The organism is Pseudomonas sp. P9_31, from assembly GCF_034008235.1.
GTDB lineage: Bacteria > Pseudomonadota > Gammaproteobacteria > Pseudomonadales > Pseudomonadaceae > Aquipseudomonas.
This window is the reverse complement of sequence record NZ_CP125375.1, coordinates 3751336-3766754: the sequence shown is the minus strand read 5'-3', so window position 1 is coordinate 3766754 and position 15419 is coordinate 3751336. Positions and strand designations below refer to the sequence as shown.

The window sequence follows — 15419 nt, the reverse complement described above, 5'->3', positions numbered from 1 at the left end:
CTGCGCTGCTACACGAAATCTGCCAGCGTTTGGCTAATCAGCTGAGCTGAGATTTGCATAGGCGCGTGATTTTAGCTCCCAATTAGGCCACCAAAGCTGCTCGAAAACGTTTTTACACAGCCTCGGCCAAAAGCGTCCAGTCAAATGTACCCGGGGAATCTGGATTCATAGCCGCGAACCAGCTTCGGCTTGAATAAATGGCCAGGCCGCTCCCTCGCGCTACGTGCCATCGGAATGAATACATCAATCAAATATGTAAATTCCGATGGCGCTTAAGCCACATAGATCAGCTCTCGGCGGAAATGGTTGAGTCCTGACCGGCTTCAGCCGCCAGCTTCAATCGGTCCGCTTTGCTAATGTATTTAGTCTTGCTTTTCGGTGCCAATTTGGCGCTGGCCTTTTTGGCATTAGCCTTTAATAACTGATTTATTTTTTTACGACGATTCATATTTTCTGCTCGGTTTGTCAGTGCTTGAATGATACCAGCTTAAAATTCCAGGTAAAAAATGATACCGGTTGCGGTGACCTGCGGATTCCAGCAGTGGCCGTGGCAGCGGGAACTTCAGGGTACTGGCCCGGTCAATGAAGGCCCTGTATCGCAGATGCCGAGCAGCGCTGGTGGCCTGTTTTACGACAGTGCCGTCCGAGATCAGCCGAGTCCACCCCTGATGCCAACCAAGATTTTTCTGTCGGGTCTCATCCTGGCGTTCTGCGCCGTCGCGTCGCTTTGTTCGGTTGCTGCCGAGCGAAGGGCGTCCTCGCAAAGTAACAGCGCATCAACCACCCTGATCGAAACCGCTTCGCGGCAGTATGGAGATGGCCAGTTGGACCAAGCCGCTGCCACGCTGGAGCGCGCCCTGCATATCCAGCCGAGCAATCCCGCGACGCTGCATTACCTCGGTGTGTTGCGTCTTCAGCAGGGGCAGTACGAGCAGGCTGAAACGTTGGCGGTGCGCTCGAACATGAGGGTTGGTAGCAACCTACAGTTACGCAACCGCAACTTCCAATTGATCCAGGCGGCGCAGCAGGCCAAGGCTTCGAGTACCTCACCCAACACCAAAGAGCACCAGGTCGCAGTACAGAAGGGGCTCGAAGAGGAGGCCCAAAGGCTCCGCGAAGCAGAAATGGCCGCAACCACTCCGGACTCCGGGCGCGACGCTGGCAACTTCGCTCGCGCAATGCCCGAAGGAGAATTGCAAGTGGCTTCCGCCGAGCCAACGCCCACGTACGACGAAGTTGAGATTCCCCGCAGTCATTGGCCGCCTCCGGGTAAATGCCGAATCTGGTTTCCTGATCGCCCGCCCGGGCATCAGCCCCCGCCCGGCAAATGCAAGAAGCTGCGGCATCGGGTTCCGTTGGGAGCCTACCTGGTGCGCGGTTGAGTTTCTGAGTGGTCTTCTGGGGGGCGGCGACGGTCCAGCTTCGACCGTCGCATTGAATGGTCAGACTTCCGTCTGTTCCGCCACGTTTTCAGCCTGATATCTACAACCTGATGGGCGATCACTGCTATTTCAGGCCGGTTTGAGACCTGGTGTCGCAGGTTGGCGGAGCATCGCCCGTGTTGCAGGCGGATTAATCTCGTGGCTTCGCACTAGCGACGATAGTAGCGGTGATCGTCCTCGTAACGGTGCCGCATGGGCCGATCCTCGTGGCGTTCCCAATAACGATGGCGTTCAGCTTCTCGACGAGCCTGCTCTCTACGCCACTGTTCTCTACGCCAGTCGTCTCGGCGCCAATCGTCTCTACGATCGTGCCAACGGTCGTCATGCCAGTATCGGTCGTCATGGGCCAGCAATGGACCTGGCTGTTTTCCAGCCATACTGGCCAAGGTTGGCCAAGGGTTGCCGGCGGCTTCGACCGGAGCCTGAACGGTTGTGACTTCAGTTGCGAAAACAGGGGTTGAGGTCTTCATTTGTGTTGCTGATGCCGAGCCCACTGTCGCGAGCGCGAACAGGCCGAAGAGCACCATCCGTGGGTCATGGAATTTCATGAGCAAAGACAACCTCTGATTGACAATGGACGTGTGGCCATCTGAGTGCGGGAAGCCTGCGAGGTCGCGCTTACCGAGGATGTGCCTGTCCACATAGACCGATAAATAGAGAAAAGTTCTAGGACACCGCTGCTTAAATAACCGACGACCGTAAACCCAAGACCTCAAAATAATTCTTAAGCCCTGCGCGTGGAGCAGTACTCCACAATGAGCTGAGTGACCGCTGCCACAATCGCCTGATCCGCTTCAGGAGCGCTGAACAACCGAAACTGCGCATCCGGCAAATCCGGCAATCCTTGTTCTACGCCAAGAACCGCCAGCCCTTGCCCCAACTGACTGACTGGCATGGGTGCTATCGCGAAGCCAGCCAGTGCCGCCGCTCGCAATCCGGCCGTGCTGCTGCACAACATCGCCGTTCGTTGGGCGATCCCTGCCCGAGCCAGCCGTGTCAGCGCTACCTCGCGATAAGGGCACGGCTCGGGAAACAGGGCCAGCGGCAACGGCGTCGGTAACGGGGTGACGGGTTGCGCCGACCAGGCCCACACCAGTGGTTCTTGCCACAGCAGCAGCCCCGCGTCGCTGGTTTCGCACAGAGAACCGATGACCAACTCCAGATGCCCTTTCTTCATCAAGGCCAGCAACATGCCCGGAATGCCCACCTGCACGTCGATCTCCATCCCAGGGTACTGCGCCGCGAAATCCTGAAAAGTGCGCATCAATCTCGATTCGACGAAGTCTTCGGATACCCCGATCCGCAGTCGCCCGTGAAACGGCGTGCGTGTCAGTTCTGCCCAGGCATCACGGTTCAGCGCGAGGATCGTGCGCGCATAAGCGACCAGGCGCTCGCCATCGGGCGTCAGTTGCTGGGAACGGGTGGTACGCCTCAACAGGGGTTTACCAATCTGTTCTTCCAGTCGCCGCACATGGCCACTGACCGCAGACTGGGTCAGGTGCAGTTTCTCGGCTGCACGGCTGAAGCCTTCTTCATCGACGACCGTGACAAATGTCTTGAGCAGCAAAGTATCGAACATAGTTTGATCTGTGATTAATGGCTTATTTATTTGTGATTTATATTCCAAATAAAACTATGTTGCAATGTTTACCGCCCCCCAATCTCCCACCACCCGAGGCGTGTCATGACTACTCTTCTGCATATCGAATGTTCCCCGCGCAAACAGCGCTCAGCCTCCCTTGAAGTCGCCCGCAGCTTCATTGCGCGCTATCAGGAAAACACCCCGGACACCGAAATCATCACCCTCGACCTTTGGAACATGGCGTTGCCGGAGTTCAATGATCTGGCCATGGAGGCCAAATACGCCGGACTCAATGGCACGCCCTTGACCCCGGTACAACAAGACGCCTGGAATACGCTGAAAGATCTGGCCGCTCACCTGCACAGCGCGGATGTGCTGGTGATGTCCGTACCGCTGTGGAATTTCAGCATCCCGTACAAACTCAAGCATTTCATCGACCTGGTGTCGCAGAAAGACATCCTGTTCAGCTTCGACCCGGAGCGCGGTCTGGAAGGCATGCTGCACAACAAAACCGCCGTGGTGATGTACGCCCGTGGCCTGGATTTTTCGGCGCAGTCGATCACGCCGGCAGAGCGCTTCGACTTTCAGAAGCCCTACGTGGAAGCCTGGCTGCAATTTATCGGCGTGACGGATGTGCACTCGGTGATTGTAGAGAAAACCATCCTGGGGGAAGACGTTGACCTCAGTGCGCGTGAAGCCGCGACTCGGCAGGCCAGGAGATTGGCAGATAGTCTGGGTCGCTGAGCCTTCAGGTGCTGGTTCAAAAGGACGGCTTTCCAAACGCCAAAATAGAAGTTAGCGTAATAAATACTACAAAATAAATAGCTGACACTACATGGAAAATTGGCTGGCACTGATTCTTGGTTTACCCACCGCGAACGCCACCGAGCGCATGCGAGCCTGGCGTGCTCTGAAAGCTACAGGCGCGGTGGTTCTGCGCGATGGTGCCTATCTATTGCCTGATACCGGTGTCTGTCGCGAAGCTCTGGCGTCTGTCGAGCGCGACATCCTGGCCATCAATGGCACCGCTTACATCCTGCCTGTCGTCGATCCGGAGGGTCAGCGCTTTGTCGAGTTGTTCGACCGTAGTGATGACTACAGCAAGCTACGTGCAGAGATCGAAGAATGCCGCGGGCAGCTCCATCCTGAAAACGCATCGGCCACCGCCAAACACATTCGCAAACTGCGCAAGACCTACGATCAGCTGACCCAGATAGATTACTTCCCAGGTAAGCCGAAGCAGCAGATAGACGCCGCTTTGCAGGAGCTTGAGACGGCCGTCAGCAGAGCGTTGTCTGCCGATGAACCCCATAGCCGCGACCAGCCGGTAACGGCACTCAACCGTGGCGACTATCAAGGTCGTGTCTGGGCAACCCGCAAGCGTCCCTGGGTTGACCGCCTGGCATGTGCCTGGATGATTCGGCGCTTCATCGATCCCCACGCTCGGATTCTCTGGCTGGACAGCCCGCAGGACTGTCCGGCCGATGCGCTGGGTTTTGACTTCGATGAGGCGACTTTCAGTCATGTCGGCAACCGTGTGACCTTCGAAACCTTGCAAGCCAGCTTTGAACTTAAAGAACCCGGCCTGAACCGCATCGCGGCGTTAGTGCATTACCTTGATGTCGGCGGGATTCAGCCAGTGGAGGCTGCCGGCATCGAGCGAGTACTGGCAGGTCTACGCGAAACGATTAGCCACGACGACCATTTGCTGGCTGCTGCGAGCGCCATTTTCGATGGCCTGCTTGCCGAGTTTGTGAAAGAGGAACAACCCAATGAGTAAGGTGTTGGCATCAGCGGTTGAAGAGGATCTACCGAGGCCGGAGGCAATCAGTTTGCGTGAGGCATTCTGGTTCTGGCTGAAGCTTGGCTTTATCAGTTTCGGTGGGCCGGCAGGGCAGATTTCGATCATGCACCAGGAGCTGGTAGAACGGCGGCGGTGGATCTCGGAACGACGCTTTCTCCATGCGCTCAACTACTGCATGTTGCTGCCTGGGCCAGAGGCTCAGCAACTGGCAACCTACATCGGTTGGTTGATGCATCGCACCTGGGGAGGCGTGATTGCCGGGGGGCTGTTTGTGCTGCCCTCACTGTTCATCCTGATTGCTTTGTCGTGGATGTACATCGCCTTTGGCGAAGTACCGGTGGTGGCCGGACTCTTCTATGGGATCAAGCCTGCTGTGACAGCCATTGTGGTGCAGGCGGCGCATCGGATCGGCTCTCGGGCATTGAAGAATAATTGGCTGTGGGCGCTAGCGGCGGCGTCGTTTACCGCGATTTTCGCGTTCAATATTCCCTTCCCGCTGATCGTGTTGGGGGCGGCATTAATCGGTTACTTCGGTGGTCGCCTGGCTCCGGAAAAGTTCAGAACCGGCGGCCATAGCGCCGCCAAAAAGTCTTTCGGCCTGGCTTTGATCGATAACGACACCCCGCCTCCGGAGCATGCCCGTTTCAGTTGGTTGAAACTGACGTCGCTCGCACTGATCGGCGCCGCGTTATGGGCATTGCCGATGGGACTCCTGACCGCACTCTTTGGCTGGGAAGGTACCTTGACCCAGATGGGCTGGTTCTTTACCAAGGCCGCGTTGCTCACCTTTGGCGGGGCCTACGCTGTGCTCCCGTATGTCTACCAGGGCGCAGTCGGTCACTATGGTTGGTTGACGCCGACTCAGATGATCGATGGCTTGGCGCTGGGGGAGACCACGCCAGGGCCACTGATCATGGTGGTGGCCTTCGTGGGGTTCATAGGTGCTTATGTTTTGCAGGTTTTCGGTGCCGATCATGTGTTTCTGGCTGGGGCTGTCGCCGCCGCCCTGGTGACATGGTTCACCTTCCTGCCCTCGTTCCTGTTCATCCTTGCAGGTGGACCGCTGGTGGAATCGACCCACAACGAACTCAAGTTCACTGCACCACTGACTGCCATTACAGCGGCGGTGGTCGGCGTGATTCTTAATCTGGCGTGTTTCTTCGGTTATCACGTGCTGTGGCCGAAGGGCTTCAGCGGCAACCTTGACTGGCCCTCTGCATTCATCGCCATTGCAGCGGCAATTGCTTTGTTGCGCTTCAAGCGTGGCGTCATTCAGGTGCTGATGGCCTGTGCGCTTGTCGGCTTGGCCGTGCATCTGCTGCGCTAGAGAGCACGAATTGATTAACGATCTCTGGCAGGCATTGGGCCTGCCAGATCACCCAGCCTACTGAGCCAGGCAGGAGGTGCCCCATGAGGTGGATACGCTGGCCACGATAAGGGGCTGTCCGACGGCCATAAAAGATCTAAAAAGCCTCTGTCGCTGGGCTTGTGGAGTAAGTGCAAGGTCCAAACCAGAGCGGTTGGATAAAAAACGCTTTTCCATTCCGGCAGACACCGCAGATCCCCTGTGGGAGCGGGCTTGCTCCTTGACTGACAGGCACTCGCCGACGCCGAGCAAATAATCAAGGCCGATAAGCCCGCCGCCGCCCAGACCTATCTCCGGGTGGAACAATCGAAGCTGGCCTTGCCACTGGTTGAGAAAATCGTCGCCGACCCTGAAATCGACTTCACCGTCGTGCCACAGCGCACCTTTATCTACGCCGAGAAACTCCAGGCATTAGGCGTACTGAACAACAAGGCCGCCAGTTGGAAGGATTACTTCTTTGAAGAAGCACACGGTAGCGAGGGCGGCTGAGCGGGTCTGCTACAAAGCCTGCGTCGCGGCTTGATTGACCGGCATCAGGGCTTGCGCAGCACAAGCAACAACAGCGCCGCAGCCGCCAGCACCGCCCCGGCAATGAAGGTGCTGGCGGAGCCTGAGGTCTGCCACAGCGCGCCGGCCAGCACACTGGCGATCAACAGGCACACGCCGCTGATCAGATTGAACAGGCCGAACGCCGTGCCCCTGAGCTGTTCGGGCGCGGTGTCGGCGATCAGCGTCGCGAGAATGCCCTGGCTGAAACCCATGTGCAGGCCCCACAGGGCAACGCCCAGCAGCAGGGTCATGATTGAATCCGCTTGCGCCAGCAGCAGGTCCGCCAGGATCAGCAGCCCCATGCCGACACACAGCAGTTTGGTGCGGCTGATCCGGTCGGACAACCAGCCGGCCGGGTAGGCGGAAACCGCATAAAGCAGCGACATGACCACCATCACCATCGGCACCCAGGTGGCCGTCAGGCCTGCTTCCTGTGCCTTCAACACCAGAAAAGCCTCGCTGAAACGGGCCAGGGTGAAGAGCCCGCCGACGATCACCACCCACCAATAACTGCGTGAAAACTCCCGCAGAACCTTCCAGTGGATGGGCGAGCGAAAGGCGCGTTCGCCAGCACCATCGCTCGGTTCTTTGACCCCACCGACAATCAGCGCCACCGATATCACCGCCGGGATCACCGCAAACCACAGCACCAGATGGATCTGCCCGAGCCAGAGCATCAACACGATCGCCAGAACCGGCCCAAGAATCGCCCCCACGGTGTCCATCGACTGGCGCAAGCCAAAGCAGGCGCCACGGATTTCGGCGGGTGCGACATCGGCGACCAGCGCATCGCGCGGCGCGCCACGGATGCCTTTGCCGATGCGGTCCAGAAAGCGTGCGGTGAACACCAGGTCTACCGACTGCGCGAGGGGGAAGAGTGGCTTCGACAACGCCGCCAGACCATAACCCATCAACAGCAAGCCTTTGCGCCGGCCGATAAAGTCGCTGATGGCGCCGGAGAATATCTTGACCAGCATCGCGGTCGCCTCGGCGATGCCCTCGATCACCCCGACGGTCAATGCGCTCGCACCTAACGTCGTGACCAGAAACACTGGCAGCAGGCTGTGCACCAGCTCCGAAGACAGGTCCATGAACAGGCTGACAAAACCCAAGGCCCAGACCGTGGAGGGGATACGCAGTGAGGTCGGTCTGGGCTTTGAGAGGTATTTGTCCATGTTCGCTTCCGGGGTTGAATGCTCACCGATTGTTCATGTCGCTAACCCCGGCGATCAGCCCTTAAAGGTTCTGGCTGAGAAAGAGCAACGTATTGCCATGCGCCTCAGCCGCCGCCCGCTGGTTGTAGCTGTCACGGTGTGAGCAGTTGAAGCCATGTTCGGCCCCCGGATAAACCTCGATATCGACGTCGTCGTTGAACTCGAAACGCTCGGCGATTTGTTTCACGGCATCAATGGGAATGTGGCTGTCCTGTTCGCCGAAGTGCATCAGCGTCGGCACCTTGATTTCACCGGCCCGATCCAGTTGGTTCTGAATGCCGCCGCCGTAGTAGGCGATTGCCACGTCCACGAAACCGTTGGCTGCGGTGTTGTACGACAGCATGCCGCCGAAGCAGAAACCGATGGAAGCGATCCTGCCGTCCAGCCCCGGATGCGCCTTCAGGGCGTCGATGGCCAGTTTGATGTCGGCCTGGGCCTTGTAGCGGTCGGTGGCGTTCATCAGCTCGACGGCGCGTTTCCAGCCGGCTTCGTCGTAGCCCAGTTCGATACGGTGGCCGTGGCGCCAGAACAGGTCCGGCGCTATGACCAGATAGCCGTCAGCGGCGTATTGTTCCGCGACCGAGCGGATGTGCTCGTTGACGCCGAAGATTTCCTGAATCAGCACGATCCCCGGCCCTTTACGGGTGTGTGGGATAGCCAGGTAAGCGCCGAATGCGCCTTCGGCGCTGCTGATCTCGATCCATTGGGTGGTTACGCTCATGATGGCTCCTTTACACAAGTTGGGTGGGTTATCGAGACGCTGGCGTATCAGCGGTGACTGCGCCGCCAGAAGAGTCGAGCCAACAACGCGTCCATGCTGAGTTTGCCGGCCCCCGAGAGCAACAACGGCATGAGGGCTGCGAGGTAGATCAGCGGCAGTTTGAAGTTGCCGTGGCCTTTGTTGCTGATGGCATAACCCTGGGCAAGTTCACTCAATGTAGACCAATCGTCCGGCCAGTGAACGGCAGCGGTGGCGACGACAGTGACCACGACCAGAATAATCGCCGAGAGCCGCGTCCCAAGGCCTGCCAGCAAGGTGAGGGCGCAGATCAGTTCGGCCCACATCGCCAGTTCCCAATTCAGCGTGGCGGTCACGTGGTTGAAGGGAAACGGGAAGCGGTTCTGGAGGTCGGCGAACCAGTTCTGGCCGTTCCATTTTTCCAGGCCTGACTCGAAAAACTCCCAGGCCAGAAACAGCCGCAGGGTGAGGGGGGCGATCCAGCTGCCGGCACGGTCGAGGGTCAGGTGCAGGCCTTGGACGGCCGATGAGATAGAAGTATTCATGGGCTTGAGCTCCGGGAGTTCATTGTGGGTGGTGTTGAGGTTTTATTCGGTCAATGGCGTGTTTCTGGCGGGCCTTTTGTACTTCAGCGCGATCTTGCCCGGCAGCCGAATGACGATTGCCGAGAACAGCAGGCCAAACAGTGACCAGCCGCGGTAAAGGGGGACTTGAGTCATCATGACAACACTCCTGAGCATGGGCCGACCCGGTTTGCCGGTGGTCAGCGGACGGCAGGAGTGTTTCAATCGGGTGTGTGGGTGGTATGTCTGAAAGGTCGCCCGGTGCAAGTTGGTGTATCCCGGGCCGTGACAGATACATTCCTATACAAAACTGTGATCCGGCGTCGACCAGCGACGTCTAGCGACAGTGTCCCCGCAATCCCATGGGGCGAGACTTCGGAACCCGGCATGCAAGCGCTGTTGAACGAGATCCTTGACGCAGTCCGACCGTTGATCGGTCAGGGCAAAGTGGCTGACTACATTCCTGCCCTCGGCACGGTGCCGGCCAATCAGTTAGGCATTGCCGTGTATGGCAACGACGGCGAGCTGTTTTGCGCCGGAGACGTCGATACGCCGTTTTCGGTGCAGAGTATTTCAAAGGTGTTCAGCCTGGTGCAGGCCATCGAGCATTCCGGCGAAGCTATATGGGAACGCCTGGGCCACGAGCCGTCCGGCCAGCCGTTCAACTCGCTGGTGCAGCTGGAGTTCGAACGCGGGCGCCCGCGCAATCCCTTCATCAACGCCGGTGCGCTGGTGATTTGCGACATCAATCAATCGCGCTTTGCCGCGCCGGCGTTGTCGATGCGCGATTTTGTCCGCCGACTGTCCGGTAACCCGAACGTCATGGTGGATGGCAAGGTCGCCGAGTCGGAGTACCAGCACCGCGCGCGTAACGCGGCCATGGCTTACCTGATGCAGTCGTTCGGCAACTTCCATAACGACGTCGAAGCGGTGCTGCGCAGCTATTTCAGCCATTGCGCGCTGCGCATGAGTTGCGTGGATCTGGCCCGGGCGTTCTGCTTCCTGGCCAACGACGGCTTCTGCAAACACAGCGGCGCACAGATCCTCAGCGCCCGTCAGACCCAGCAAGTCAACTCGATCATGGCCACCAGCGGGCTGTACGACGAAGCGGGCAACTTTGCCTATCGCGTCGGTCTGCCGGGCAAGAGCGGCGTGGGCGGGGGCATCGTCGCGGTAGTGCCGGGGCAATTCACGGTGTGCGTCTGGTCTCCGGAATTGAACGCCGCCGGTAACTCCCTCGCTGGCATGGCGGCGCTGGAGTTGCTGAGTCAGCGAATCGGCTGGTCGGTGTTCTAGAGCAGTGTGGGCGGGCGTCGATAATGACGCACCGGAAAATTTGCTATACATTTTCCGCCCGCCCCCCTGCATGGTGAAACCGTTTCATGTCTCTTGCGCTCGAACGTCTAGTCGCTGGCACGCCGATCCCTTTTGCCGGTAATCGTGTCACTGTGGTCAGCCCCGAACTGGCGGCGCGCTTTCAGCCCGGCGACCATCTGCTGGTGGAGCAGGTCAGCGGCGAGTTGTTGCTGATCCCGGTGGCGGACCAACAAGCGGCGGCGGTCGCCATCGAGCGCGCCGAAGCGGCGTTCGCCGCGATGTCCAGCGTTTCGGATCACGCCATCAGCGCGTTCTTCGATCGCTTTGCGCAGCGCCTGGAAACCCCGGAATGCTGGGCCTTGATTGCGGCCGCCAACCTGGCCGACATCGAGCGAGCCAAGGCGCGCGGGCGATCCACCACACGGTTGCTGGCCGATGAACGCATGCGCGGCGACATGATCGCAGGCCTGCGGGCCTGGCGCGATGCACCGGCCACCCGTGGCAAGGTCGTGAGCTGCGTCGAGCACGACGGCTGGAAAGTCGAGCAAGTGGTGTCGCCGCTGGGTATCGTCGCTTTCGTATTCGAAGGCCGGCCGAATGTCTTCGCCGACGCCGCCGGTGTATTGCGCACCGGTAACACGGCGGTGCTGCGCATTGGCAGCGACGCGTTGGGCACCGCCCAGGCCATCGTCAGCCATGCGTTGAATCCGGCACTGGCCGACGCCGGGCTGCCGAGCGGTGCGGTGTCACTGGTCGAAAGCGTCAATCACGCCGCCGGCTGGGCAATGTTCGCCGACCGGCGCTTGTCGCTGGCCGTGGCCCGTGGTTCGGGACGTGCGGTCAGCCAGTTGGGCAGCATCGCGCAACAGGCTGGTACCGCCGTCAGCCTGCACGGCACCGGTGGTGCTTGGCTGATCGCCGACAAACACGCTGACGCCCAGCGCTTTGCCGCCGTGGTGCGCAACTCGCTGGACCGCAAAGTCTGCAACACCCTGAACGTTTGCCTGATCCAACGCGAGCGCGCTGGCGAACTGGTTCCGTTGTTTCTCGATGCACTGCAACAGGCCGGCACCGCACGGGGCCAGGGCTGCAAGCTACATATCGTCGAGGGCAGCGAACAGCATTTGCCTGGCGATTGGCGGACCGCGAGCGTTGAGGTGTACCGCGCCGAAGGCTATCAGACCGAAGCGCTGGCCGAACCGCTGCCCGAGGCCCAATTGGGCCGCGAGTGGGAATGGGAAGAAACCCCGGAAGTCAGCCTGCAAGTCGTCGACGACCTGGACCAGGCCATCGCCTTGTTCAACCGTTACAGCCCGCAATTCACCGTGTCGCTGATCAGTGAAGATGCGTTGGCGCAGGAGCGTTTCTACAACGCGGTCAACGCGCCTTTTGTCGGCAACGGGATTACCCGCTGGGTCGACGGACAGTACGCGCTGAACAAGCCGGAACTGGGGCTTTCGAACTGGGAGAGCGGCCGGCTGTTTGCGCGCAGCGCGATTCTCTCGGGCGATGGTGTGTTCACGATTCGTAGCCGCATGACCCAGACGGATCTGTCGGTCAAACGCTGAGACGGTACTCCAAAACAGCCACACTCCCACAGGATTTCCGTCGCTCTTATTAACTTACCGGCATTAGGGGCTGCCCCCTCGACTGCAACGTCCGCACTATACTTAATGTATGTCCGTGTCTGCGTGGGGACGGGCAGTGCCTCTGATTACGTGAGGGAGGGTTGCGCCATGAAACTTCATTCCTTTCAACATTACTCTCATGACCTGGAAACGGTCGTTCACGACACGTGGATTACCGCCAGGGTGAAGTCGGCCCTGGCATTGGCTGAATCCACCCTTGGCCTGAATGTCCATGTCAAAACCCATGCGGGCAGGGTGGCATTGAACGGTCGCGTCAACACCCATCGGCAGTGTGAGCAGGCTGTTGCTCTGGCTCGCTCGGTGCCTGGTGTCGTCGACATCGATGCCAGCGAATTGCTTACTCATGTGTTCACACCAGGACATTTTCCAGAAGCGCCCAATGCCGAAGACACTCCTGAGCGTCGGCCACAATCGTCAGCCAAGACGGACGACAAATGACCCTTCAGGCGGCTTCGACCGCTTTGCCATAAACGGCGCAGGTGCCCGGGTGCTCGGCCAGCGACACGAACGTGCGGCTGTCGGCATCCAGGGCATCGACCGAACCGGTCTCGATGTCATAGACCCAGCCATGCAGGTTCAGCAAGCCTTTTTCCTGGGCCAGGCGCACGCTCGGGTGGGTCTGGATGTTCGCCAGTTGGGCGATCACGTTTTCCCGCACCATCGAACTCACCTTGGCCGCGTCGCTGGCATGAGGGCGGGATTCGTTGATCACCTTGGCCGACTCGGCGTGCTGCAGCCAACCGCTGACGGCGGGCAAGTGATCCATGCATTTGCACTGGGCAATGGCGGTCATGGCGCCACAGTCCGAATGCCCGCAAATCACGATGTCCGTCACGCCCAATACCGCGACTGCATATTCGACCGTGGCCGACACACCGCCGGGATGCGGGCTGTAGGAGGGCACGATATTGCCGGCGTTGCGCACCACGAACAGTTCGCCGGGCTCTTGCTGGGTCAGCAGTTCCGGCACCACGCGGCTGTCGGAACAGGTGATGAACAGGGTGCCGGGATGCTGGGTAGTGGCCAAGTGCTTGAACAGGTCGGTACGTTGTGGGAAGGCTTCGTTCTGGAACTTCAATAAACCTTCGATGAGCGCTTTCATGGTGGACTTCCTTGCAATGAGTGAGGGGGGCTGATGCCTAATCGCTGATCAGTCAAGTGCAATCCATGTGGGAGCGGGCTTGCTCGCGAAAACGGTGTGTCAGGCGACATCAATGTTGACTGACACTCCCTCTTCGCGAGCAAGCCCGCAGGTTCCGCACCTGAATTGACTGGGTTGTTTCAGAAGGGACGCAGCGGCAGGAACTTGCCGTCCAGAGTAATCACCGCGCGGGAACCGCCTTCCGGGTCTTCGACCTTTTTCAGGTCCAGCTTGAAGTTGATCGCACTGATAATGCCGTCGCCGAATTGCTCGTGAACCAGCGCTTTGAGGGTGGTGCCGTAGATCTGGATCATCTCGTGGAAGCGGTAGATGGTCGGGTCGGTCGGAACACCGGAGAGGCTGCCGCGCAGCGGGATGATCTGCAGACGGGCCACGGTGTCGGCGTCCAGCTCGAGTTTCTCGCCGACCACTTTGGCGGCGGCTTCCGGCAGCGGATGCTGGCCGAGCAGGGCGGCGGTGACGTAGGCCAGGCCCAGGCCGGTGCCGTCGGTCAGATCCTGCCAGGACAGATTTTTGCGCGCCTTGGCATCGAGGATCGACGTGGTCAGGGCCAGACTTGGGTCCTGGTAAGCGTGGGACTGTTGCATGGTGTGACTCCTATCGGTTGTGGCTGGAAAGTGGAGCCATCTTCGGTCGATTTATTCATAGCGTCCAAGATCGATATACAATGCTTTGCATAAGTTCTACCTATAGATGGTGTGCCCATGCTGCTCCGACATTTGCGCTACTTGCTGGCGGTCGCCGACCACGGCGGTTTCACCCGTGCCGCTGAGGCGTTACACGTCTCTCAACCGACGCTGTCCCAGCAGATCCGGCAACTGGAGGACACCCTGGGCGTCAGCCTGTTCGACCGCACCTCGCGCACGGTCAAGCCGACCGATGCTGGGCAGGCCTACATCGAATGCGCTCGTCGGGTGTTGGTGGAGCTTGAAGCGGGGAAACGCGCGCTGCATGACGTGAAGGACTTGTCTCGCGGCACCTTGCGACTGGCCATGACGCCAACCTTCATGGCGTATCTGGTGGGGCCGCTGGTGCGCGACTACGTGGCGAAGTTTGCGAACATCCATCTGCAGATTTTCGAGCTATCGATGGACGACATCGAGGCCGGGCTGCTCGACGACTCGCTGGACATCGCCATTGCCTTTACCCCGGTGAGGAGCCCCGACATCGAGTGCCTGCCGGCGTTTGTCGAGACCCTGGGCGTAATGGTCGGGAACGGTCATCCGTTGTACGAGCGCCAGAGCCCGCTGCTGCCAAAGGAGATGGCGCAGCTGGAGTTCGCGTTGCTGACACCGGACTTCATCACCCGATCTTCCATCGACGAATATTTTCGGCAACAGAACATCACGCCCAAGGTGGCGATCGAGGTGAACTCGGTGAGTACGTTGCTGGAGGTCATTCGTCACACACCGATGGCCACCATCCTTCCAGAGCCCATCGCCACCGTGGAACGGGCATTGCGCCGGATTGAATTACAGGGCGAAGCCCCCCGGCGCGACGCGGCATTGCTGCGCAGGAAGAACAACTATCACAGTGCCGCGTCAGTGGCGTTCGCGAGCCTGGTGATGTCTGGCAGCGCCACTGAGTAGATCAATCATCCACTGACTGGCAGATGCCATTGCCGCCTTTCTTGCTGGTGTAGGTCACGGCGACCGAGTCGTCATCGGCGATGCTGATCGAGATCGTCACGTCCGGCCCCTTGGCCTCGAAAAGGCGATCGTTGATCATTTTGGTCTGGGCTTCTTTGCTGTTGATCATCACCGGGCCATCCTGGTCGGCGTGGACCATGATTTTCCCGGGGCAGTCCACATCGAAGGCGGGAACGCCTGGGACGCTGTTCGCATGGGCCGCACTCGCCAATGCCAGTAGCATGAATGTCAGGGTTCTTTTCATCGCAGACCTCCAGCGGATAAACCGATGTCCAGCGCTGTGTTAACCATAGCTGTGTTCTTTTGACCCGGTGCGAAGTTAGAGCGCGTCAAACAAAAAAAGGCCCCGCTCGATAAAACGAGCGGGGCCTTCTTGTGTTTGG

General features: G+C 59.4%; 18 protein-coding genes and 1 pseudogene. 9 read left to right on the top strand and 10 right to left on the bottom strand.

Annotated features, from left to right (window positions below; genetic code table 11):
- Positions 1 to 286: 286 nt before the first annotated feature.
- Positions 287 to 448 carry a DUF2986 domain-containing protein gene (locus QMK51_RS16465; RefSeq protein WP_258696198.1) on the bottom strand — a complete coding sequence of 54 codons (162 nt, stop codon included), beginning with the start codon at positions 446 to 448 and terminating at the stop codon, positions 287 to 289.
- Positions 449 to 668: 220 nt separating this feature from the next.
- Here QMK51_RS16465 and QMK51_RS16460 point away from each other — a divergent pair, with 220 nt between their 5' ends.
- A complete protein-coding gene (locus QMK51_RS16460; protein WP_320390926.1) occupies positions 669 to 1382 on the top strand; it encodes a tetratricopeptide repeat protein in 714 nt (237 codons plus the stop codon).
- A 209-nt stretch (positions 1383 to 1591) separates the two neighbouring features.
- On the opposite strand, the gene QMK51_RS16455 is transcribed toward QMK51_RS16460, so the two are convergent.
- Together QMK51_RS16455 and QMK51_RS16450 are read right to left on the bottom strand one after the other, a co-directional pair.
- Positions 1592 to 1990 carry a hypothetical protein gene (locus QMK51_RS16455; protein ID WP_320390925.1) on the bottom strand — a complete coding sequence of 133 codons (399 nt, stop codon included), beginning with the start codon at positions 1988 to 1990 and terminating at the stop codon, positions 1592 to 1594.
- Between the two features lie 176 nt (positions 1991 to 2166).
- A complete protein-coding gene (locus tag QMK51_RS16450; RefSeq protein WP_320390924.1) occupies positions 2167 to 3021 on the bottom strand; it encodes a LysR family transcriptional regulator in 855 nt (284 codons plus the stop codon).
- Positions 3022 to 3126: 105 nt separating this feature from the next.
- Here QMK51_RS16450 and QMK51_RS16445 point away from each other — a divergent pair, with 105 nt between their 5' ends.
- The 4 genes and pseudogenes from QMK51_RS16445 to QMK51_RS16430 all read left to right on the top strand — a co-directional run.
- Complete coding sequence (locus QMK51_RS16445) at positions 3127 to 3768, top strand: FMN-dependent NADH-azoreductase (protein WP_320390923.1); 642 nt, start codon at positions 3127 to 3129, stop codon at positions 3766 to 3768.
- Positions 3769 to 3859: 91 nt separating this feature from the next.
- Positions 3860 to 4804, top strand: a complete 945-nt coding sequence (locus QMK51_RS16440) for a chromate resistance protein ChrB domain-containing protein (RefSeq protein WP_320390922.1) — start codon at positions 3860 to 3862, stop codon at positions 4802 to 4804.
- Positions 4797 to 6155 carry a chromate efflux transporter gene (gene chrA, locus QMK51_RS16435; protein ID WP_320390921.1) on the top strand — a complete coding sequence of 453 codons (1359 nt, stop codon included), beginning with the start codon at positions 4797 to 4799 and terminating at the stop codon, positions 6153 to 6155. The genes QMK51_RS16440 and chrA overlap by 8 nt, the downstream gene beginning before the upstream one ends.
- Before the next feature lie 270 nt (positions 6156 to 6425).
- Positions 6426 to 6683 (top strand): annotated as a pseudogene (locus tag QMK51_RS16430) (sulfonate ABC transporter substrate-binding protein); the annotation flags it as partial.
- Positions 6684 to 6727: 44 nt separating this feature from the next.
- Here the strand turns inward: QMK51_RS16430 and QMK51_RS16425 are convergent.
- From QMK51_RS16425 to QMK51_RS16410, 4 genes are all read right to left on the bottom strand, one after another.
- Positions 6728 to 7918 carry an MFS transporter gene (locus QMK51_RS16425; protein WP_320390920.1) on the bottom strand — a complete coding sequence of 397 codons (1191 nt, stop codon included), beginning with the start codon at positions 7916 to 7918 and terminating at the stop codon, positions 6728 to 6730.
- Positions 7919 to 7979: 61 nt separating this feature from the next.
- Complete coding sequence (locus QMK51_RS16420) at positions 7980 to 8678, bottom strand: dienelactone hydrolase family protein (RefSeq protein ID WP_258696188.1); 699 nt, start codon at positions 8676 to 8678, stop codon at positions 7980 to 7982.
- Between the two features lie 47 nt (positions 8679 to 8725).
- A complete protein-coding gene (locus QMK51_RS16415; RefSeq protein WP_320390919.1) occupies positions 8726 to 9241 on the bottom strand; it encodes a DoxX family protein in 516 nt (171 codons plus the stop codon).
- Between the two features lie 42 nt (positions 9242 to 9283).
- Positions 9284 to 9418, bottom strand: coding sequence for a hypothetical protein (locus QMK51_RS16410; protein ID WP_320390918.1), 135 nt, complete (start codon positions 9416 to 9418; stop codon positions 9284 to 9286).
- Positions 9419 to 9646: 228 nt separating this feature from the next.
- Here QMK51_RS16410 and glsB point away from each other — a divergent pair, with 228 nt between their 5' ends.
- From glsB to QMK51_RS16395, 3 genes are all read left to right on the top strand, one after another.
- Entirely contained in the window at positions 9647 to 10555 is a 909-nt protein-coding gene (glsB, locus tag QMK51_RS16405; protein ID WP_258696185.1) for a glutaminase B, read from the top strand.
- An 86-nt stretch (positions 10556 to 10641) separates the two neighbouring features.
- Positions 10642 to 12144 carry an aldehyde dehydrogenase family protein gene (locus QMK51_RS16400; protein WP_320390917.1) on the top strand — a complete coding sequence of 501 codons (1503 nt, stop codon included), beginning with the start codon at positions 10642 to 10644 and terminating at the stop codon, positions 12142 to 12144.
- A 168-nt stretch (positions 12145 to 12312) separates the two neighbouring features.
- Positions 12313 to 12663, top strand: coding sequence for a BON domain-containing protein (locus QMK51_RS16395; protein ID WP_258696182.1), 351 nt, complete (start codon positions 12313 to 12315; stop codon positions 12661 to 12663).
- A gap of 4 nt (positions 12664 to 12667) precedes the next feature.
- Here QMK51_RS16395 and QMK51_RS16390 read toward each other — a convergent pair whose 3' ends face one another.
- Together QMK51_RS16390 and cynS are read right to left on the bottom strand one after the other, a co-directional pair.
- Positions 12668 to 13327 (bottom strand): carbonic anhydrase, encoded by a 660-nt coding sequence (locus QMK51_RS16390; RefSeq protein WP_320390916.1) that lies wholly within the window; start codon positions 13325 to 13327, stop codon positions 12668 to 12670.
- A gap of 179 nt (positions 13328 to 13506) precedes the next feature.
- Positions 13507 to 13974: a cyanase gene (cynS, locus tag QMK51_RS16385; protein WP_258696180.1), complete on the bottom strand. Its 468-nt coding sequence runs from the start codon at positions 13972 to 13974 to the stop codon at positions 13507 to 13509.
- A 117-nt stretch (positions 13975 to 14091) separates the two neighbouring features.
- On the opposite strand from cynS, the gene cynR reads away from it, so the two are divergent.
- Positions 14092 to 14976: a transcriptional regulator CynR gene (gene cynR / locus QMK51_RS16380; protein WP_320390915.1), complete on the top strand. Its 885-nt coding sequence runs from the start codon at positions 14092 to 14094 to the stop codon at positions 14974 to 14976.
- Between the two features lies 1 nt (position 14977).
- Here cynR and QMK51_RS16375 read toward each other — a convergent pair whose 3' ends face one another.
- Complete coding sequence (locus tag QMK51_RS16375; protein WP_258696178.1) at positions 14978 to 15280, bottom strand: hypothetical protein; 303 nt, start codon at positions 15278 to 15280, stop codon at positions 14978 to 14980.
- Positions 15281 to 15419: the final 139 nt, after the last annotated feature.